The organism is Rhodococcus sp. MEB032 (assembly GCF_030208925.1).
GTDB classification, from domain to species: domain Bacteria; phylum Actinomycetota; class Actinomycetes; order Mycobacteriales; family Mycobacteriaceae; genus Rhodococcus_F; species Rhodococcus_F qingshengii.
Window position 1 is genome coordinate 27664 of sequence record NZ_JARVSY010000014.1, and the last position, 20104, is coordinate 47767.

At 61.3% G+C, this 20104-nt stretch carries 20 protein-coding genes and 1 riboswitch; of the genes, 11 read left to right on the top strand and 9 right to left on the bottom strand.

Annotated elements, in window-relative coordinates:
- Nucleotides 1–19 precede the first annotated feature (19 nt).
- Nucleotides 20–134: riboswitch (SAM riboswitch) on the top strand.
- Nucleotides 135–187: 53 nt separating this feature from the next.
- Nucleotides 188–1513 carry an aminotransferase class V-fold PLP-dependent enzyme gene (locus QRN54_RS16565; RefSeq protein ID WP_054831718.1) on the top strand — a complete coding sequence of 442 codons (1326 nt, stop codon included), beginning with the start codon at nt 188–190 and terminating at the stop codon, nt 1511–1513.
- A gap of 210 nt (nt 1514–1723) precedes the next feature.
- Nucleotides 1724–2338 (top strand): LLM class oxidoreductase, encoded by a 615-nt coding sequence (locus QRN54_RS16570; protein ID WP_003941149.1) that lies wholly within the window; start codon nt 1724–1726, stop codon nt 2336–2338.
- Here the strand turns inward: QRN54_RS16570 and QRN54_RS16575 are convergent.
- Nucleotides 2317–3195 (bottom strand): PaaX family transcriptional regulator C-terminal domain-containing protein, encoded by an 879-nt coding sequence (locus QRN54_RS16575; protein WP_350318878.1) that lies wholly within the window; start codon nt 3193–3195, stop codon nt 2317–2319. The two genes, QRN54_RS16570 and QRN54_RS16575, sit on opposite strands and share 22 nt — an antisense overlap.
- A gap of 143 nt (nt 3196–3338) precedes the next feature.
- On the opposite strand from QRN54_RS16575, the gene QRN54_RS16580 reads away from it, so the two are divergent.
- The gene (locus QRN54_RS16580) at nt 3339–4337 is read left to right on the top strand and encodes an alpha/beta hydrolase family protein (RefSeq protein ID WP_042450570.1); all 999 of its coding nucleotides are present in this window, start codon (nt 3339–3341) and stop codon (nt 4335–4337) included.
- A complete protein-coding gene (locus QRN54_RS16585) occupies nt 4330–5541 on the top strand; it encodes a saccharopine dehydrogenase family protein (RefSeq protein ID WP_007727131.1) in 1212 nt (403 codons plus the stop codon). Before QRN54_RS16580 ends, QRN54_RS16585 begins: the two co-directional genes overlap by 8 nt.
- On the opposite strand, the gene QRN54_RS16590 is transcribed toward QRN54_RS16585, so the two are convergent.
- Together QRN54_RS16590 and QRN54_RS16595 are read right to left on the bottom strand one after the other, a co-directional pair.
- On the bottom strand, nt 5542–5886 hold the full coding sequence (locus tag QRN54_RS16590; protein ID WP_042450522.1) for a hypothetical protein: 345 nt from the start codon (nt 5884–5886) through the stop codon (nt 5542–5544).
- A gap of 93 nt (nt 5887–5979) precedes the next feature.
- Nucleotides 5980–6357, bottom strand: a complete 378-nt coding sequence (locus QRN54_RS16595; RefSeq protein WP_042450525.1) for a hypothetical protein — start codon at nt 6355–6357, stop codon at nt 5980–5982.
- A gap of 63 nt (nt 6358–6420) precedes the next feature.
- Here QRN54_RS16595 and QRN54_RS16600 point away from each other — a divergent pair, with 63 nt between their 5' ends.
- Nucleotides 6421–6999 (top strand): CGNR zinc finger domain-containing protein, encoded by a 579-nt coding sequence (locus QRN54_RS16600; RefSeq protein ID WP_042450527.1) that lies wholly within the window; start codon nt 6421–6423, stop codon nt 6997–6999.
- Between the two features lie 134 nt (nt 7000–7133).
- Nucleotides 7134–8741: an ABC transporter substrate-binding protein gene (locus QRN54_RS16605; RefSeq protein ID WP_218695577.1), complete on the top strand. Its 1608-nt coding sequence runs from the start codon at nt 7134–7136 to the stop codon at nt 8739–8741.
- A 355-nt stretch (nt 8742–9096) separates the two neighbouring features.
- Here QRN54_RS16605 and QRN54_RS16610 read toward each other — a convergent pair whose 3' ends face one another.
- On the bottom strand, nt 9097–10599 hold the full coding sequence (locus QRN54_RS16610; RefSeq protein ID WP_020906025.1) for an MFS transporter: 1503 nt from the start codon (nt 10597–10599) through the stop codon (nt 9097–9099).
- Nucleotides 10600–10757: 158 nt separating this feature from the next.
- Here QRN54_RS16610 and QRN54_RS16615 point away from each other — a divergent pair, with 158 nt between their 5' ends.
- Entirely contained in the window at nt 10758–11432 is a 675-nt protein-coding gene (locus QRN54_RS16615; protein WP_042450572.1) for a TetR/AcrR family transcriptional regulator, read from the top strand.
- On the opposite strand, the gene QRN54_RS16620 is transcribed toward QRN54_RS16615, so the two are convergent.
- Complete coding sequence (locus QRN54_RS16620; protein ID WP_208689917.1) at nt 11422–12381, bottom strand: DMT family transporter; 960 nt, start codon at nt 12379–12381, stop codon at nt 11422–11424. The two genes, QRN54_RS16615 and QRN54_RS16620, sit on opposite strands and share 11 nt — an antisense overlap.
- Before the next feature lie 269 nt (nt 12382–12650).
- Between QRN54_RS16620 and QRN54_RS16625 the strand changes: the two genes are divergently transcribed.
- A complete protein-coding gene (locus QRN54_RS16625; RefSeq protein ID WP_073512084.1) occupies nt 12651–12929 on the top strand; it encodes a YHS domain-containing protein in 279 nt (92 codons plus the stop codon).
- Nucleotides 12930–13007: 78 nt separating this feature from the next.
- On the opposite strand, the gene QRN54_RS16630 is transcribed toward QRN54_RS16625, so the two are convergent.
- The 3 genes from QRN54_RS16630 to QRN54_RS16640 form a co-directional block, all read right to left on the bottom strand.
- Complete coding sequence (locus tag QRN54_RS16630; protein WP_178377292.1) at nt 13008–14330, bottom strand: MFS transporter; 1323 nt, start codon at nt 14328–14330, stop codon at nt 13008–13010.
- Nucleotides 14314–14841, bottom strand: a complete 528-nt coding sequence (locus QRN54_RS16635) for a carboxymuconolactone decarboxylase family protein (protein ID WP_020906029.1) — start codon at nt 14839–14841, stop codon at nt 14314–14316. Before QRN54_RS16635 ends, QRN54_RS16630 begins: the two co-directional genes overlap by 17 nt.
- A gap of 73 nt (nt 14842–14914) precedes the next feature.
- The gene (locus QRN54_RS16640; RefSeq protein WP_041814608.1) at nt 14915–16345 is read right to left on the bottom strand and encodes an MFS transporter; all 1431 of its coding nucleotides are present in this window, start codon (nt 16343–16345) and stop codon (nt 14915–14917) included.
- Nucleotides 16346–16596: 251 nt separating this feature from the next.
- On the opposite strand from QRN54_RS16640, the gene QRN54_RS16645 reads away from it, so the two are divergent.
- The 3 genes from QRN54_RS16645 (at nt 16597) to QRN54_RS16655 (ending at nt 18241) form a co-directional block, all read left to right on the top strand.
- On the top strand, nt 16597–17403 hold the full coding sequence (locus QRN54_RS16645) for a DUF8832 domain-containing protein (RefSeq protein ID WP_285182450.1): 807 nt from the start codon (nt 16597–16599) through the stop codon (nt 17401–17403).
- Between the two features lie 198 nt (nt 17404–17601).
- A complete protein-coding gene (locus QRN54_RS16650; protein WP_020906032.1) occupies nt 17602–17979 on the top strand; it encodes a metal-sensitive transcriptional regulator in 378 nt (125 codons plus the stop codon).
- A gap of 7 nt (nt 17980–17986) precedes the next feature.
- Entirely contained in the window at nt 17987–18241 is a 255-nt protein-coding gene (locus QRN54_RS16655; RefSeq protein ID WP_225989420.1) for a hypothetical protein, read from the top strand.
- Nucleotides 18242–18370: 129 nt separating this feature from the next.
- Here QRN54_RS16655 and QRN54_RS16660 read toward each other — a convergent pair whose 3' ends face one another.
- Nucleotides 18371–19972 (bottom strand): ABC transporter substrate-binding protein, encoded by a 1602-nt coding sequence (locus QRN54_RS16660; protein WP_003941166.1) that lies wholly within the window; start codon nt 19970–19972, stop codon nt 18371–18373.
- Between the last annotated feature and the right edge of the window lie 132 nt (nt 19973–20104).

The window sequence follows — 20104 nt, forward strand, 5'->3', positions numbered from 1 at the left end:
CCTGCCATCCTCGTTGCCAGGTCACGAGTACCAGTGTTCAGCCCCGGCTTGCTGGTCGGCAACCCTCCTCCGCGGTGGGGTGCTCCGGGTGACGACCCGGCTGCGTTCGAAAACGAATGCGGCAAGCGCGGACTCTTCCGGGGCCATCTCCCGACGAACGAGTCCTTGAACGTGAGGATTGTCTTCGATGACTGCTGTATTGAGTGCCGACACCTGCTGCACCACCGCGATTGCCAAGGTTTCGGGTTCCGACCTGCAGGTTCCATTGGTTCAGGGTGGCGAATGCTCCTACGCCAACTTCGACTACGCCGCGAGTGCGCCGGCATTGGCCCAGGTCACCGACCGTATCGCCGAGTTGCTGCCGACATACGCCAGCGTCCACCGCGGTGCCGGCTACGCGTCCCGGATCTCCACGCTCACCTACGAGAACGCTCGTGAATCCGTTGCTCGTTTCGTGAACTGTGCCGACGATCAGGTTGTCGTCTTCACCCGGAACACCACCGATTCGCTGAACCTGCTTGCACAGTGCGTCCCTGGCAGCACCGTCGTCCTCGACGTCGAGCATCACGCAAACTTGTTGCCGTGGAACGACGCTCGTATCGTCACCGCCGCAGACACCATCGAAGAAACGATCGAGCGTCTGATCGGTGAACTGTGCACCAAGCCTGCCGCGCTGCTCGCAATCACCGGGGCCTCCAACGTGACCGGTGAGATCCTGCCGATTGCACGTTTGGCTGACATCGCTCACCGTTGCGGCGCACGTATTCTCGTCGACGCTGCTCAGTTGGCTCCCCACCGTCGCATCGACCTGCAGGAATGCGGCGTCGACTACGTAGCGTTCTCGGGCCACAAGCTGTACGCGCCCTTCGGCGCCGGCGTTCTCGTCGGCCGCCGTGACTGGCTCGACGAAGCTCAGCCGTACCTCGCCGGCGGCGGCGCCGTGCGTGAGGTGACCATCGAATCCACCGAGTGGGCTTGCGCGCCCGCACGCCACGAGGCGGGTTCCCCCAACGTGCTCGGTGCGGCTGCCATCGCGACCGCCTGCGAAACCCTGCACGCCCTGGACTTCGACGTGATCGCCGAGCATGAGAAGGCGCTCACCGCCCAGCTCACTGACGGCTTGTCCGCCATCGAGGGCGTCTCACTCGTGCGACTGTGGAACGACGCTCCCGACGCCGTCGGAATCGTCACCTTCACCGTTGACGGATTCGAAGCGGGCGAGATCGCCGCATTCCTCTCCGCCGAGCACGGCATCGGAGTTCGCGACGGTCGCTTCTGCGCACATCCGGTTCTCGCGCGCCTCGGCCTCTCCGGCGGTGCAGTTCGCGCCAGCCTCGGCCTCGGTAGCAGCTCGGACGACGTGACGCGGTTGGTCGACGCCGTGAACATCCTGGTTTCGAATCAGCGTGATTGGAAGTACGCGAAGACGGCAGGTGCGTGGAACCCTGTGCCCGAGACCCGCCCCTTCCTCGGAGCCGCAGACGACAATGCCGGCGCAGCCGAGTGCGTCTGAGCTGAGCTCGGTCCCCGAAAACTCGAACGGACAACTAGCATGGCAGCCATGGCACCAGCGGATTTTCCCGCCACCCCTTCGAGAGTGAGCATCACTCTCGGTCAGTGGTGCCGTCGCCATGTCGATCTGTGCCGCACCTCTTCAGGAATGTGTTCGAGCTGACGATTCGTCTCGCTCATCCCATACTTTTCTGATTTTCGGAGGTCTCACATGTCTTCACTCGCTTCGCATTCTCTGCACGTAGCGGTCGAGTTGACCGGATCCGGTCACCATCCGGCCGCTGAGGGCGCACCCGGCAACCTGCCCATCATCGGCGGCGACTACTGGGTGGACCTCACCGAGGGTGAAAAGGCTCTCGATTTGGCTTCATTCCCTACCAATGTGGTTCGGATTCGCGCTGCGGATCTGCGTGAGGCACAGCTCGAACGCGCACGTATACGCGCTGCCGTCGCCGAAGAAGGACGCGATCCCGACAGCGTCGCAGTGCTGGTCGATCTCGAGATTCTGATCGCGCCGGAGGCTCGCTCCGCTCGTAAGGAGCTTGCGCAGTTGGACAGCGCGTTGACCTCGCCGCGGGTTCCCGTTTCGCTTCATTACGTCGGAACGCCTTCCGGTCTCGGCAGTTTGATCGCCGATATCCGAGCTGCGGAGGTCGCCGACGGCGTTACGTTGCTGCCTCTCGCATTGCCTCGAACGCTCGAGCATCTGGTGGACAGCACCATTCCGTGGCTTCAGGATCGCGGACTTGTCACACCGTCCACCGCAGTCGACGAGGTTCTCGGGCGTTTCGGACTGCCGCCCCGTCAGCGCACGCTTGCATCCTGATCGTCACCGATTGCATCTGCGTACAGGTGGAACAGCGACGGTAATTCGTCGGCACCGTCCACCTGTGCCAGAAGCGTCCAGCACTGCGCAGTGATCGACCGAGCCCTCGTGCCGATCCAGTTGGTGGGCAGTAGTTCCGGCGGCAACAGCGGATCCGGTTCCATGGCTCGCGTGAATTCCGCCGCGAGTTCGATGGTCATCGTGACAGCATCGGTACCCGGACTGTTCTGCAGTTTGTGCAGGCGTGCGGTCGCTACGTCGAGTAGCCGTTCGTATCCGTCAGCGATCTGGTCCAGTGGCCACAACTGCGCGGCAATCTTCACGGGGTCTTCGAGAGTGCCCACTTTCAGATCTCGAGTGGTGAGAGAAGACAGATGCTGTTCGACGTCGAGTTCGGCGGCCGCATCGCGAATATACGGTTCCCAGGCGTGCGGCGAGACGTACAGACCGCCCTGGACGAGCGCGCCGCCGAGGTAAACGACCTTGGTGCGCAGCGCATCTCGCCCTTTCCGTGACGACTCCGGAATTGCGAATCCGGCCAGGTGCCAGTACCCGTCCCACGGCGTCACAGTGTCGCGGTCTTGTCGATAGGCCAGCCGAACGAATTCGACGTCGGGTTCCATCTCGCGCAGGGCTTTCGGCGTTGCTCGTAGCGTGGCCTGCCGCCCGCGACCTTCCTGAGTGAACTTCCCCTCGGTGACCAACCGCTTAATGCACAGCCGAACCTGTTGATCAGTTTTGCCGAGGGCGTCGGCGGTGGCATAGAGGGTGTGCCCGTCGACAGTTCCGTCCGTGCGCAGTAGTCCCTCGATCAAGATCCTCGTGGGTACATCGACGTCCCTGTCGGTCATCGCCATGTCCTTTCCTCGCTTCTCGACATCTTCGCCCACAACTGTACTATCGAATGCAATACGATCGTTTCAAATTCGTACGTTAGGGCGGGAAGATGGCAGCGGAATCGATGAGCGAGGGCAAGAGTAAGCCTCGTTTACGCAGGTGGATGGTTACTTCCCTGGCGGTGGTCGTTGTTCTGATCGCGACTCTGGTGGGCTGGACGCTGTACCAGAACACCTATGACATCCGTGAGGAAAAAGTGACGATCACCGGGGGATCGGTGCCGCTCCAGGGAGTCCTTGCACTGCCCGAACACGGTGACGGTCCCTTCGGGCTCGTGGTTTTCGTCCACGGAGACGGCCCGGTCGATGCAACACATGAGACGTTCTATCGACCGGTGTGGGAGGCGTTCGCAAAGGCGGGGTACGCGTCACTCTCCTGGGACAAGCCGGGGGTGAATGGGGCACCGGGCAATTGGCTCGACCAGAGCATGGACGATCGCGCGGCAGAAACGGAAGCGGCAATCGAGTGGGCGCGGGGACGTTCGGATATCGATCCGTCTCGGATCGGTCTGTGGGGTGCAAGCCAGGCAGGGTGGGTGATGCCCAAGGTGGTGAACCTCGACCCGGACGTAGCGTTCGTCATAGCCGTGGGTCCCGCGATCAACTGGCTCCAACAAGGCGAATTCAATACCCTAGCCGAACTTTCCGAGAGAAATGCGTCGGCCGACGAGTTCGAGAAAGCGCGGGTCGATCGTGCGAAGAACTTGGATCAGTTGGCCCGTGATGCATCGTTCGACGATCTCGTGGCCTCCGGCGAGGCCGACGGTCTCACCGAAGACCGGTGGAACTTCATCCGAAAGAACTACCTCTCGGATGCGCGAGCCGATCTCGAAACCGTGAAGGTTCCGGTGCTCTTGATCATCGGCGGACAAGACGTCAACGTCGACGTGGCTGATACCGAAAGGGTGTATCGCGAATTGTTGGACACTCCAGGGCAATTGGTGGTCAAGAAGTACCCCGACGCTACGCATTCGATCGTGGACAAGGATCTCGAAGACTCGGAAGTGAGGTCCGCTCTGGTGGCCGTCCTTGCTCCCCGTTCGATCTTCGCTCCCGGCTATCTAGCGGATCAGACTGCATTTTTGGAGGGAATTCATGGCTGACGGAATCACGGTTGTCGCACTGGGTGGTGCCGGTGCCATGGGCTCGGCAGCAGTTCGTCTGGCCGCAACATTGCCGGGAATCGGCAAGGTAGTAGTCGCGGATCGCGATATCGATGCTGCGAAGCGTCTTTCAGTTGAACTGGCGCAGGCGTCAGCGGAAGTCGAGGCGCGCAGCATCGACGTCACGGACGGTCGCACGCTACGTGAATTGCTTGACGGCGCAGACGTGGTCGTCAATACGGTCGGACCGTTTTTCCGTTTCGGCGTCGGCATTCTCCAGGCAGCGATCGGGACCGGGACTCACTATCTCGACATCTGCGACGACTGGGAGCCGGCCGTCGACATGCTGGAATTGGACTGTGCCGCGAGGGGAGCCGGAATCTGTGCGGTAGTCGGCATGGGCGCAAGTCCCGGGATGAGTAACCTCCTGGCCGCGATGGCAGTCTCGCGATTGGACGTGGTCGACGATCTGTATACAGCCTGGCCGGTTGATGTCGAGGGCGAGGACGAGTCGGTGGACACATTGAGTGCAGCCGCCGTTCACTGGATGCAACAGATCAGCGGCCAGGTTCCGGTGGTTCGTGCGGGGCGAATCGTCAACGAAGAACCGTTGCGTTCCATCGCACTCGAACTGCCCGGCGGACGTCGGGGGAACGCTTACGTGGTCGGGCATCCGGAGCCGGTGATGTTTCATCGGACCATCAATCCTGCGGGGCATTCGGCAAATCTGATGGTCATCACACCGGAAACCGTGGCGTTTCTCGACGTTCTCCGCGCCGACATCGACAAGGGGAGAATCGATCTCGACTCGGCCGCTGAAGAATTGGGCAAGCCTTCGCTCGGACGGATGATCCGTGCTGCGCCTCGAATGCTCACGCGCGCCGGCCACGGATCCTTGCCGTTGTTCTTCGCCTCGGCGACAGGGGCGCTCGAAGGTCGAGAGATGCGCGTCGTGGCCCGGATTGCAGACGATTCACCGGTGTCGGAGTTGCTGTCGGACATGGCCGGTGCAACCGGAATCCCCTTGGCGCTCGGCCTTGCTCAGGTGGTGTCCCGGCTCGCCGACGGAACGATTTCGGATCGGATCGGTGTGCACTCACCCGAGAGCGTCGTCGACCCGGAAGTTCTGTTCACTGCGCTGGCGCGGTTGTTCGATCGAACCGACTGGAGTGAGATCGTCACCGTCGAATCCGAGTTCCGCTAGTCAGTTCGCGGCGTGTGATCCGATGCGACTGCGGATTTCGGTCTCGACGCGATCGGCGTCCTTGGGGCTGAACGAAGGCGATCCGTGGCCGGCGAGAGTGAGTACCACCGCGGTCTCCTTCCACGGGCGTGAAAGATCCAGGCTGTACCACGAGCTGAAATCTGTTGTTCCCCAGATTCGTAGGCGTCCGCTCAGCCATGACATGACTCCGAGGTCGACGGATTCGATCTGCGAGTACAGGACGAACTTGCTGACAAACGGAAAGTAGTAGTGGCGGATCGTGACGCCCTGATCGTCGATCCGGACGGTTCGGTCCTCGTAGATTGTCGATGTTCCTGCACTCACAGTGATAACCCGGTTCCTGCTGGTCGATGCTCTCGATGGCTGCCTGAAAACCAACCATACAGTCTCTATTGGGACAGGCTGCGAGCGCGGGCGTCAAGCGCTGGTGGGCCTTGAGACGACGAGATCACTCACCGCGATCTGAGCGTTGCCGATTGCCGCCTGAACCGGTTCGCAACTACTCGATGCTCTGGCGAGCGCAAGAACTGCGGTGAGTAGGGCGGCGTCGGGCTCTCCTTCGAACGGTCCGCTCTGGACGTCGAACTTTCCAGCGCGCAACTGCTTTCGGGCATTGATTCCAAGTTGTGAAATGACCTCGTCCATCGCGGTCAGGCACTGGGCGAGCGCGCCGATCGACCAGTAGAGATCGGCAGCGACGACGGGTGTCTGCGATGCCACGGTACCGGCGCGGCGCAATCGGTGGTGAGTGTCTCGGAGTATCTCGGGCAGCCTGTGGTCTGCGCAATGTTCCATCCCGCCGCCTCCGTAAGGTGTAAAGTTAGGTTATTCAATTACGGTAGGGCAGGACGGTAAGGGATGCAAGTAGTTTTAGACGATTACGTCGCCGGTGCGTCGTTTGCGACCGACTTGGTCAATACCTCGCCCCGCGTGTGGGTGGAGGCAGGTGACGCGTTGGCTGCCCCTCAGGCGCTTCACGATCTACTGGACGAACATGGACTCTCGCCGGATGCGCTCACCAACGGACGTCGGCTTACCAGCGGTGAACTTGCTGAGGTCAAGGAACTCAGAGAGGGGATTCGTTCGATTCTCGATGCTCCGACTTCCGATGAGCTCGTTGATCGCACTCATCGACTCCTGCAGACCGTCCCGCATCACGTCCGACTCGTGCCTGATGCCCGGTCCGACTATCGATGGAATGCGGTACCGGACAGCAGAATCAATCTCACCGGCGAACTTGCGCTGTTGATCGGCTACTCGTTGCTGGGGACTCTGCGCACATTGGGGTACGAACGATTCCGCCCATGCGCCTCGCCGACGTGCAACGGGGTGTTCGTCGATACAAGCCGTGGAGGGCGACGCCGCTACTGCATGCCGGCGTTGTGCGGCAACCGAATCAACGTCGCGAATCACCGTCAACGGCAGCGTCGTACTTAGCGTCTGCGCTTGCCCGGTCGATAGTGACAATCGAACAGAGTACGGCCGACTGTATGGGGAACTTCAACGAGATACAGACCACGTCAATCCCGCACGATTGTCGCCATGGCAACTCCTAGTAGATGGCGGCTCGTATGAAAGCCCGTTCTGTCTCCGCGACAGCAGTTATCAGCGTTGGGGTTTTCACCCTGGCCGGGTGTGGCGGCGCATCCAGTCCCGGAGGTTCGGTCGGTGAGTATGCAAAGGACGGCAGTTTCACGACTGTCATCAACGCCGATCCCGGAAATCTGCACCCTCTGATCACCAACCTTACGTCGACTCAGATCGTGAACGCGTACTCGTACGATTCGTTGATCGACATCGACGCGCAAACACGCACTGTGCGTCCCTATCTGGCGGAGAGCTGGAGTGAAGAAGGGAACACGCTGAAGTTCGTGCTCAAGAAGGGCATCACTTGTGCCGACGGCACTTCCTTCACCGCACAGACCGCGGCCGATGACATCAACTGGGTCATGGATCCTGAAAACGCTTCACCGCTACGCGGATCCACTGTGCCGATGTCGACTTCGGCCTCAGCGGACGGTGACGAACTGACGGTGACTACCGCCGAGCCAGCGCCCTTCCTGCTCTCTCGAATCGGCGCGTTGCGGCTTCCGTGCGCTGCGACGCTCGAAGACCCGGCCAGCATCCGTTCGAGTAGCAACGGAACGGGTCTGTTCAAGGTCACCGAAGTTGTTCCGAACGATCACATCACGATGGAACGCCGCGACGGTTACACCTGGAGTCCGAACGGCGAGACCACTTCCGACACTCTCGGAGTGCCGAAGACAGTGACGATCAAGATTGTCACCGATCCCAGTACGACGGCGAATCTTGTTCTCACCGGCGGAGTGAATGCCGCAGCGGTCACCGGTTCGGACGAGGAACGAGTCTTGGCCGCGGGTCTGGATTCGAAGACCTACACCACGTTGTCCGGCGAGTTCATCTTCAATCATTTCGCGGCCCTACCCACGGCAGACCGTGCTGTGCGGCAGGCCCTCGTGCAGGCAGTAGACCTGGACGACTACACCGAGATCACCACCGGCGGTAAAGGAACCCGCGCACGCGCCCTCGCGGTTTCGGAACCCCTTGCCTGCGACTACAACAGTGTCGAAGGGACGATCCCCGATTTCGACGTCGATGCAGCAAAGAAAACGCTGTCCGACGCAGGTTGGAAGGCGGGTCCCGACGGCATCCTGACGAAGGACGGTCGACCGCTTGCCCTCAACGTGATTTTCAACAACTCACGCGATACGAACTCTGCCGCCGCGGAATACGTGGCAACACAGTGGGAAGGACTGGGCGCGAATGTGAAACTGACCGGCGGCGACTACAGTTTTGTCATCGCCAACACATTCAGCACCACCGACCTGTCGTCGTGGGACGTTTCCATCGGTTTGACGCTGGGGAGTGATACGCCGAGCATCTTTGCCAAGTACTTCACCGGCCCGCCCAAACCTGAAGGAGTGAACTTCGCTTCCCTCGACAACAAGAAGTACATCGAATTGTCCACTGAGGCTTCGCTTCTTCCCGGTGACGAGTCTTGCAAGGTCTGGGAGGAAAGTGAGCGCGCGTTGTTCAACGACATCGACCTGCTGCCGGTATCCACGACTCCCGCTCACATGTTCTTCAACGGCGCAACGTCGATCTACCCGCCATCGAGCGGAATCCTTCCGGGCTCGGCGATCCGTGTCCTGAAGTAGGACCCTCGACAACCGCTCACTTTCGGGTATTGATCATCCGAAGAGCAAACCGAAATACCACTGCAGCACCCGCACCTGCAGCCAGGCCGGCGACGACATCGGCAAGAAGGACACCGACGCCTATGCCCAGGACGGCAGCGGCGGCGACAGCAAGGGCTACGTCAGCACGAGGAGCGGCGATCGCGGCATCCTTTCCCCGAGTATCGAACGAGCACCCATCTCAACGGAGCATGTCACGAAACTGTCGTCCGCAGGTGTATCAACAGCAAAATGTGTGAAACGCGTCGGCCCCGACGGAGTTGGACTCCGCCGGGGCCGGGCTGTGTGTACAGCGCAGTGTGTATTGCGCGCTGGCTCAGTGTGTCGGAACGGATTCCTTCGACGTGGTCGGGGACGTATCGGTGTGCTGGCTACCAATCTCCTTGCGGGAGTTGGAGCTGTTGAACCGAGGGAGGAAACCGGCCAGGACGAGTGCGACGACGGCGGATCCCGCAGCGAGGGCCATGACGACGCGGAAAGCGTTCTCCGACGGCAGCGTTGCCCCACCGATGGACATGGTCATCTGGGCGATGACGACACCCGCGATGGCGCTGGCGAATGATGTACCGAGGGAGCGCATCAGGGTGTTGAAGCTGTTGGCTGCACCGGTCTCGGACGGAGGAACAGCCCCCATGATGAGAGCGGGCATCGCGCCGTAAGCCATACCGGTACCGGCGCCGATGATCACGGCGATCACGATCAGTTCCCAAATCGAGTGCATGGCGAAAATGCCGATGCCGTAACCGATTGCGACGACAACGGCGCCGAGCATGAGCGTCACCTTGGGGCCGTGCGAATTGGTGATGCGTGAGGACAGCGGAGAGATCAGCATCATGATGATGCCGGAGGGAGCCATGACCAGACCTGCGGTGAGCATCGAACCGCCTAGGCCGTAACCAGTGACTTCAGGCAACTGGACTACCTGGGGAAAGACCATGCTGGCGGCGAACATCGCGAATCCGAACACGATCGATGCGAGGTTGGTGAAGAGCACCTGGCGGCGGATGGATACGCGTAGATCCACCAGCGGCTTGGGGGTGCGTAGTTCCCACCAAGCCCAGAATCCGAATATCAGGATCGCGGCGCCGAACAAGGAAAGCGTGAGCGTGCTCGTCCAACCCCAGTCGCCACCTTTGGAAATGGCCAGTAGTAGAGCGATGAGGGCGGCTGAGAGCGAGATTGCCCCGCCGAAGTCGAACGTGCCACCTGTGCGAACCGTCGATTCGGGGACCAGGACGACAACAAGAACGGCCGCAAGAGCGCCGAGCACGGCTGACGCCCAGAACAGGACGTGCCAGTCGGCGTACTCGGCGATCAAAGCCGCGATCGGAAGACCTAGAGCGCCGCCGACTCCCAGTGAAGCGCTCATCATCGCAACAGCGCCGGCGAGCTTCTTGGGCGGAAGCACGTCGCGCATCACACTGATGCCCAGCGGAATGACGCCGGCAGCAAGGCCCTGCAGGATTCGGCCGGCAACGAGGGGGATAACGCTCGAACTGAGTGCTCCGACCACCGAACCGGTTACCAACAGCGCCATGCTGATCAGGAGTAGACGCCGTTTGCCGAACATGTCGCCCAAGCGGCCCATGGTCGGGACGGCGACGGCAGCTGCGAGCAGCGTGGCGGTCACAGCCCACGCGGTATCGGACGCCGGCGCGTTCAGGTACTCGGGCAGATGCGGGATGATCGGGATCACCAGCGTCTGCATGAGCGAGACGACGATGCCGGAAAACGCCAGAACAGCCACCACTGCGGTGGTGGCTGGCGACTTCGTTGTCTGTGGCGGCGTTGTCGGTGGTGGTGAAGTGGTTGACGACATTGCGGTAACTCCATCGGAGGAAGAACGAATAATAGTTTAAGTCAGTTGCTTGAACTAAAGTTAAATCAAGTGACTGACTTAACGGAAGGCTGTGTCTCCGATCGTGACGAATATCTCCGGTGCCGAGCAGCTTCGGATGGTCGAGGATGATGGTGTCCATGACTACGAGGACTGAGGACGCGTCGGCCGATGTCGGCGGCGCCGCAAATTCCGCGCGCTCTGCTGCAACCCGAGACCGCATTCTCGCCGTCGCCGAGCAGTTGTTCGCAGAACATGGAGTCTTCGCGGTTTCGAACCGTCAGGTGAGCGACGCGGCAGGTCAGGGCAACAATGCTGCCGTCGGATATCACTTCGGAACCAAGACCGATCTGGTCCGCGCGATCGTGAACAAGCATTCCCAGCAGGTCGAGAAGAACCGTGGCGAACTGCTGCGTGAGATCGAAGGGTCCACAAATGTTCGTGACTGGATTTCGTGTCTGGTTCGGGCGTCGACCGATCACTACGCCGAAATGGGTGGCCCGACCTGGTATGCGCGGTTCAGCGCGCAGATTCTCACCGACCCGGTCCTGCGGAAAATCGTTTACGACGAGGTGCTGGCCTCGCCTACTCTGCAGGAGACGCTTCGCGGACTTTCAGCCTGTCTGACTGACATGCCGATGAGTGTTCGACGCGCCCGCGCGGACATCGGGCGTAATGCGATCGTGCACATGTTCGCCGAACGCGAGCGCACGCTTGCCGAAGAGGGGCCGGACGCGGTCACGTCATGGGAGGACTTCACGACCGACCTCGTCGACGCGCTGGTCGGACTTTGGACGGCTCCGATCAGCCGCTGACCGGCCGTTTGTCCGCGCTAGCCGCCCGGTCCGGGGCAACCCTGCGCAATGGATCTCGCGTCGGCGGAAGATCCAGGAGCAAGCCGACTCCGGCAAGAATGATGACAAGACCGCCAACGAGCGCGAAGGTAACAGGCTCGTTCAACCACAGCACTCCGATGGCTGATGCCGAAATCGGAACGAGAAGAGTGACGGCCGATGCCGCGACTGGACCCGCCTGACGAATTATCCAGAAGTAGACCAGGTAGCCACCGGCGGTAGCCCCCAGCCCCAGGGCTACCACGGCGATGAGTGGGCCGACGGTTATGGGCCCCGGAGGGGGAGCGACGGCGGACACCGGCACCAAGAGGGCGACCGCGGCAAGTTGTTGGCCGAGGGCCAGCGTCAGGGGTGGAGTGTCCTGGAACGACTTTCGTGCGTAGACACCTCCGACTGCGTACAGCAGCGCCGCGGTCAAAGATGCGCCAATGGCCAGCATTGCGCGACTGTCGATCGCTGACGGAATTCCGCCGACAAGCACCGAGACGCCGACGATGCCGATCGCGACCCCCGAGAGTTTTCGCCAGGTGATCTTTTGTCGAAGCCAGAAAGCGGCGACGAATACTGTGAACATCGGAGTCGTGGCATTCAGGATCGACGCCGTCGACGAGTTGAGGCCGACGATCGCAGTTGCGACAAGTGTCAGGGGCCCAGCGACATTGAGGGCAGCCAGCAGTAGGAATGCAGGAAACCGATGACGGACCGCGCGCCAGGTCGATCTGCTGGAAGCAGTTATCAGCGCGAGAACCAACGCTGCAACAATGAAGCGGCCGTGCGTCGTGCCGACGGCGCCGAGAGTTGGTGCTGCCACAGCAACCAGAGGGAACGAGCTTCCCCAAAGCATGCCGACCAACAGCAAAGCTCCAACTACGGCGAATCGGCTGCTGCCGATTGCTTTCCAGTTCTTCATTGCTCCTCTTCGTCGACGACCACGCGGACATGGATGGTCGATGCCAGACCTACCTTATACCCCCGGTAGGTATAAGGTTGAGTGTGTCATGATGCTGTAGGTGACCCGAGACTGGGGACGCATTATTCGTTCTCCTGCAATGGTTTATGTGCCGAGATGCTGTACGCGCAGACCTTCAAGTTATCTCCAATATACCTATAGGGGGTATATTGATTGTGTCGGGCTCGCTTTCCGGGCCACATCCGTCCAGCAAAAGAACAGGAATCCCAATGAGCAGTTGTGGCTGTGGCAACACCCCGAAGTCTGACGCCAAAGGCGATGTCGGCACTGTCGGTACGGCGATGCCGACCGGTGGGAAAGACCTACTCACCGCTGGCAGTAGTGAACTCGTCGAATGTCGGGTCATGCCGGGCAGCGTGATCGAGAAGGTGCATGCCGAAGCGGAAGGCCTGTTTCGTGACTTCGAAGGAAATCGGTACTGGTTCTGCTGCAAGGGATGTGGTCCTCGGTTCGACGCAAATCCCAGGAAGTATGCCGACGTGAGCTGAGCGAAAAGTGGTGGTGCAGGCGATGGCTGCACCACCACTTTCGTTGTAGCCCTGTCGGGGGCAGTCGGACCGTCGACATCAGACGGCGCGAGCGCACGCGCACTGGGCAGCCGCCAAGGTGCATTCGCCTCGGGTGGTTTCGTACGTCGCCTGTACGGGCAATTCAGCAACCGTCTCCCGAGGCCAAAGTGCAAATCCTGCAACGGCTCCCACCGCGGCAAGCGCTGCAAGGATGCTCCAGGTGACCGCAAATCCCGCGCTCGAACCAACCCATCCGGCGATCGGATAGGTGACAAGCCAGGCAAGGTGCGACAGGGAGAACTGGGCTGCGAACACCTCCGGAATACTTGCGGGGTCGACGGAGCGCCGAAGTACTTTTCCGGTCGGCGTGACGAGCATGGCCATCCCGGCGCCGACGAGTGCCCACACTGCGGCAGTGAGCATCCACGTGAATGCACCGGCCACGGCGAGGGCTGCTGCCGCGCTGGCACTGACGACCAAGACAACGGAACCTGCTGTCATCACAGTGCGTTCAGCGGTTCTGTCGAGAACGCGTGGAAGAAGCAGCGCGGTCACCAACGTGCCGGTGCCTGACGCGGCAAGCATCCACGCCACGTCGGATTGGGTTCCACCGAGCTCGTCGCGGACGTAGTTGACGGTGTTGACCACCACGATCGATCCGGCTGCTGCCGCCACGAGATTGAGTGCCATGATGCCGCGCAGTCGCGGCGTGGTCACGAAGATTCGCACCCCCGACGCGATCCGATCCCACGCCTTGCGGTGAGTACTTCGGCGAGCGTTGGGGATTCGGGTGGCCAGCACGAGCAGTGCCGAGACCGCAAAGCCCACGGAGGTGGCGACGAACAACAGGTTGAATGTCATGAAGGACAGTGCGACCGCGGCAAGAACAGGGCTGAGCAGGCTTTCCATCGTGTAAGCGACCTGCGATGCCGACAGTGCGCGGGTGAAATCGGCCTCGTCGGTCACGATGTCAGGGATGACCGCCTGGAACGTGGGAGTGAACGCTGCCGACGCAGCTTGGAGAACGCCTACCAGCACGTAGATGTGCCAGATCTCGCTGACGAAGGGCAATGCGATCACGACCGCTGCACGAATGGCGTCGAGGGCAACGAGGAAAGCCCGCCTCGGCAACCGGTCTACGTACGCCGCCGCGAGTGGAGCGATCACGACGTACAGGGACATCTTGATCGTCAGCGCGGTGGCCAGCACGGCTCCGGCGCTCGGTCCGGCGAGTTCGTAGGCGAGTAGACCCAGCGCAACCGTCGCCAACCCGGTGCCGAACAGCGCGATGATCTGGGCGCTGAAGAGCAGGCGATAGTCGCGAATCAAGAACAGACGCAGGCTGTTCCGTTCCGGTGCGGAGTTAGCGATCCGGTTCATTTGGTTTCACTCCCGCGACAAGATTGAAAGCTCCGGTCAGGACATTGAGGGCGACGATTCCGACTACGTCGGCGATCTCGCGATCACCGTAGCCGTGCGCTCGAAGGCCCGTGATGTGTTCGTCTGAAATCGAGGCAGGCTCCCGATAGACGCGAAGCCCGAGGTCGATCATTGCCGCGATGGCGGGATCGGCCGAGGTGCCCGCGCGGGCACGCTCGATCTCGTCCGCCTCGACGCCGTTGGCGTGCGCGGCGGCCACGTGGGCTTCGAGGCAAACAGCGCAACCTTGCTGGACCTGCACAGCGATAGAGATTCGCTCGGTGATCTTGCGGCTCAGTTTCGCTCGCTTCATTGCTCGGCTGAGTTGCAGATAGCCGCCCAGCACAGCGGGCGAATGAGCCATCGCCGCGACCATGTCACCGACCTGTCCGTGACGGTTGACGAGTTCGGCGAGAAGGTCTTTCGATGCACCGACAGCGGTGGTGGGCGTGAGAGAAGCAAGGCGCGACATAACGAGTCCTAAGTGGTTCCGCCGGTGGTGGGTTCGGCTGGTGACAGCCGGCCGAACCCACCACCGGAGTTGGTCAAGAATTGACGGTGGATTGAACGGGTCGAGGATCGTCGACCTTGGTCGACCGCATCACGATCGCGGTGATTGCTGCGCCAACCACTGCGATGGCGGCTGCTCCGAGGAACACGGCGGAGAAACCGTTCGTCAACTCCGTCAGGTCACCGAGTTGATCAGCGCCGAACACTGCTGCGATCGCGGTCATCACCGCGAGGCCGACAGCCGAGCCGACCTGGTAGCTGACGTTGACGATGCCGGAAGCCAATCCGCCCTCTTCCGGGCGCGCAGCCGAAATCGCCGTACCGAGTGAGGGAATGAACGCCAGCGTCATACCTGCCGCAGCCACGAGCGATGCCGGCAGTACGTCGACCCAGAAGTTGCCGGTGGGCCGGATCAACGACATCCAACCCAAACCGATTCCCAGTACAAGCAATCCGGTCACGATCATCGCTTTTGCACCGAAGCGTGCCATGGCCCGTGGTGCCACGACGACCATGCCGAGCATGACGAAGATCGTCATCGGCAGCAGCGCCGCACCGGCCGGGAAGGCGCTGTATCCGAGCACTTGCTGCAGGTACAGGTTCAGGAAGAACCACATCGGTATCCAGGCAGCGCCGAGGACGAGCTGAGCGATGTTCGCGGCACCGAGGTTGGGCGCCTTGAAGATTCCCAGACGCACCAGAGGTTCCCGACGCTTGGACTGGATCAACACGAATGCACCCAACAGAGCGGCCGAAACGGCGAGCGCCAGCCACGTCTGCCCGGATCCCCATCCAACATCAGGTGCTCTGACGATGCCGAAGACTCCGACAGCAAGACCTGCGGTGACAGCGAGTGCGCCGAGGAAGTCGATCGACCCGGTACGTGCCGGTGCGTTCGGCATCAGGAGGGGAGTAGCGATCAGCGCGATGACAGCGATGGGAATGTTGAGGTAAAACACCCAAGGCCAGCTGGTGTATTCGGTGATGACGCCGCCGAGGAACACGCCGGCCGTACCGCCGGCCGGGGCGGCAGCGCCGTAGATGGACAGCGCCTTGGTCATCTCTTTCTGCGTGCTGCCGAACAGCATCATCAGCAAGGTGAGCGCCGACGGCGCGATGAGTGCGGCACCGGCACCCTGAACTGCGCGGCCCGCAAGTTCGACGGCGACGTTACCGGCGGCACCGGCGACAACGGAACCGATCAGCAGGATCAGCCAACCAGCGGAGAACACTCTGCGGGCGCCGAACAGGTCGGACAGGCGGCCGCCGAGGAGGAGTAGCCCGCCGAACGCGATGACGTACGCATTGAAGACCCAGGTCAGGCCTTCTTGGGAAAAGCCGAGATCGCTCTGCATCTGGGGGAGAGCGACGCCGATGATGGAGGTGTCCATGATGACCATGAACTGAGCGGCGGCGATCAACGCCAACGCCCACCACTTACGGGTGGATTTCGGTTGTGTGGACATTCTGAGTTCCTTACCTGTACGGGGTATAGGTGATGCTTGTGTGGTCAAGGGGTGTCGTAAGCGGGCCTGGGTGACATCGGCGCAGCGCTTCGTTGGGGCGCACGGGGAAATGCTGCTCTTGGAACTCATTCGGCCGGCGCTCTGCGTAGATGCGCATCGGATCTCCTTCGAGTGAATTCAGGGTGTTCGAGTAGTTCGTTGCATACCCTAGGGGGGTATGGTACAAACTGCAACAGGTTCGATGTCAAGGAGTGCAGAACCTGACGCAGACGGCAACGAAAGTGCTGCCGACCCAAACTTTGGAGGGCAAGATGTTCAGCGACAACGGCTACACACTGGAATTGGCAACGTCGGAGGCGGCCGTCGGCAACCATGTCCCCTTGCAGTTCCGGATCCTGGATCCGGTTGGAACTCCCTTGATCCGGTACACGGACACCCACGACAAGCAGTTGCATCTGATCGTGGTCGGTCTGGACCTGACCGGATTCCAGCACGTGCATCCCGAATTGGACGAGAACGGAAACTGGCATGTGTCAGTCGATTTCGATCATGCGGGAGACTATCGAGTGTTCGCTGATTTCACTCCGGACGGTGGTGACGGAATCACGCTCAGTGCGGATGTGCGCGTCGCCGGACCCTATGATCCTCGGCCGTTGCCCGCTGCTGCTGCCGCCACGACGGTCGACGGCTATACCGTCTCCCTCGAAGGCGCGGCCCATGCCGGCCAGACATCGAAGCTCACGCTCTCGGTCAGTCGTGACGGAATCCCGGTCACGGACTTGCAGCCCTACCTTGCCGCATACGGGCATCTGGTCGCGTTGCGTGCCTCCGACCTCGCCTATCTCCATGTCCATCCGGACGGCTACCCCGGTGACGGTGTCACGCCGACTGGACCGGCAATCACCTTCTACGCCAACATGCCGAGCGCCGAGGATTACCGGTTGTTTTTGGACTTCAAGCACGGCGGAGTGGTGCGTACGGCGGAATTCACGCTGACGGCCGACAATGCGACCACGCCTGGGGCCGAACACTCGAGCCACGCGCACCACGGGCACTGAAACCGAATGCGTTTCGCAGCAACGGGAAAACGGGCATGGGCAATCGCCATGCATCCATCTGTTCGTGCCGTAGCGAAATGCGTGGCGATGTGCGCAGTGATTGCTCTGCAAGACAACGGAAGTCGAAGAGTCTCCGCACATCGCCCCGGTAACGAGAATTGTTGCGAAGTCACGCGTTGACGAACAGGAGGACATCGAATGTCGGAAGCGACAGAAGTGGGCAGTGCGCCAAGCAGTGCTCCAAACAGTGCCCAAGGCAGTGATGCGACCGGCGATGCATGCTGCACGAGTGATTCGCACGGCTACATCACCGCCAAGGGCGACTACCTGGCGCGTCTGCGTCGCATAGAAGGTCAAGCTCGCGGCCTGCAGCGCATGGTCGACGAGGACAAGTACTGTATCGACATCCTGACGCAGGTGTCGGCGATGACCAAGGGCCTCCAGGCGGTGGCCATGGGCCTGCTCGAGGACCACATCGGCCACTGCGTCGTCAAAGCCGCTGTTGCCGGTGGGCCCGAGGCGGACGCGAAGATCAAAGAAGCGAACGACGCGATTGCGCGATTGGTCCGCTCATAGAATTGTGATGAACATTGATACCTTGGTGCGCATGTTCAGTATCGAGATCCGTCGTACATTCGCTGTGAGGCAGGGGCTTCCGGCACCGGTGCGGGACGCGAAGAACTTGCCGCCGCTGATGCCTGCCGACGGATTTCGCGTGACGATGCGAGTGGCGTTCTCGTTCGAGGACGACCAACTCGGAGAACGTGGATGGTTTGTCGACACGGACGCTCTGGACGAGTCCGTCATTCGAGAACGTTGCGAAGTGGGCTTTCACTGAACTTGCGTCCAGCATTCCTCAGCTGACCTACGTCGAACTCGACAACGAGACGATCGGTGTGGCAACAAGATACGTCAGATCACAATGATCTGACGTATCTCGTTGACGCACCGCGTTCGGTCGACCGGCCTACTGGTAGAGGCGCAACGCAGAACCGATGAAGGTCTTACCGAATGCGAGTCCGGCCTTGTTGAAGTAGAAGCTCAAGACCGTATCTGCAAACGGGACTGCGGACACCGTTTTGGTGATCTGTGACTCGGCGTCTGCCCACTCCGCGCACGCTGCTTCGCCGGTCAAGCCGGATGCCTTGGCAACGGCTGCTTCGTAGGCGGGGTTGTTGATCGAAGAGAAGTTCTTACCTGCTGCCGGAGCAGGACCGGAGAAGAACGGGACGAACCCGCTGGGAACCGAATTGTTGATCTGGATCCACGCGATGTCCCACTGGTTGTTGTCCTTGCCACTGAGCATGACGTCGACAACCTTGGTCTGGTCGGCTCCTGTCACCTCGACGGTCGCACCGAGGTCGGACCATGCCGACTGGGTGAGCTCGGCTGCCGCGCTGCGCGCATCTTCGCCGGCAGCGTAGAAGAGGCGGAGGGTCAGCGGCTTTCCGTCCTTGCTTCGTTTGCCGTCGGAGCCGGCGGTCCAACCTGCAGCGTCCAGTGTTGCCTTTGCTGCGCTGAGGTCGAAGTCCGGAATGTTGCCTGCGACAGAGTCGTACACACAGGCTCGGGGCTCGACGGAGACAAGACTTGTTGCACGGGTGCCCTGGCCGCCGGTGATGACTTCAGCGAGATCGTCGAGATTGACAGCCTGGACGAGAGCTTTTCGAACGGCGGGATCACTGGTCGGATTGTCCGCAATCTGATTGAAGTACATCTGACCGGCGGGAAGTGGGCGCTGGACCGAGTCGAAATTGGCGGCATCGATGCGATCCTTGTCCGGACCGGCGATCGGAGATGCGCTCAGTTCGCCTGAGAGAAGCTGGTTTGCTGCGGTGCTGACATTGGGTGCCATGACAGCAATGACTGTCTTGGGGACACCCGGTGTGTCGGAGGTGGTGTCGTCGGGCCCCCAGCTGTAACCGTCACGACGCTCGAACGTGTAGTGGTCATTGGCCGAGACTTCGGTGACTTCGAACATGCCGGAGCCCAGCGACTTGTTGTTCGAGGCGGTCGGATCTTCGAGACCGGCATCGCACATGATCGGGAGGCGACTGATGGTGAGGAGGAGGAACGGGGTCGGCGCCGGAGTGGTTACCGTGATGGTGCGGGTGGCGAGATCGGCAGTGGCCGAAGCGCCGATGGGAACTGTGGTGCCGCGTTGTTGTGAACCCTTGGCTGGATCGGCTACGAAGTTGATGTTGTTCGCGACGGTCTGTGCAGTCAGCGTCGACCCGTCGGTACAGGTCACGCCTTCACGAATGGTGAAGGACGCGGAGGTCGGCGTTTCTTCCCACTTCTCGGCCAACCATGGTTTGAATTCACTGGTTTCAGGATCCTGGTAGACCAGGGAGTCGTACGCCAGCTTCGAAATTTCCGCGGTTGCCGCAGAGCCGGACATGATCGGGTTGAGTGCACCCGGATCGCCTTGCAACGCGTACCGGAAGGTTCCGTCAGTCAGAGGCTCACCGCCGCCGGAGCCCGAGGACGTGCCTCCCGAGCTGCAAGCCGACAATACGAGCGCGAGCCCCGCGGTCGCGGCAAGCGTCGAATAGGAGCGGTGTTTCATTGTGCCTCCGTGAAGGAGCCGGGGCCCGGGAGTGAATCGTGAGGGCGCAGTCGAGTGTGACCGCTAAATCTTGGCGTAGGACGTGACGGGCATCTCGGTCGATCCTCACGAAAATCGGGCGGATTTTTGTTC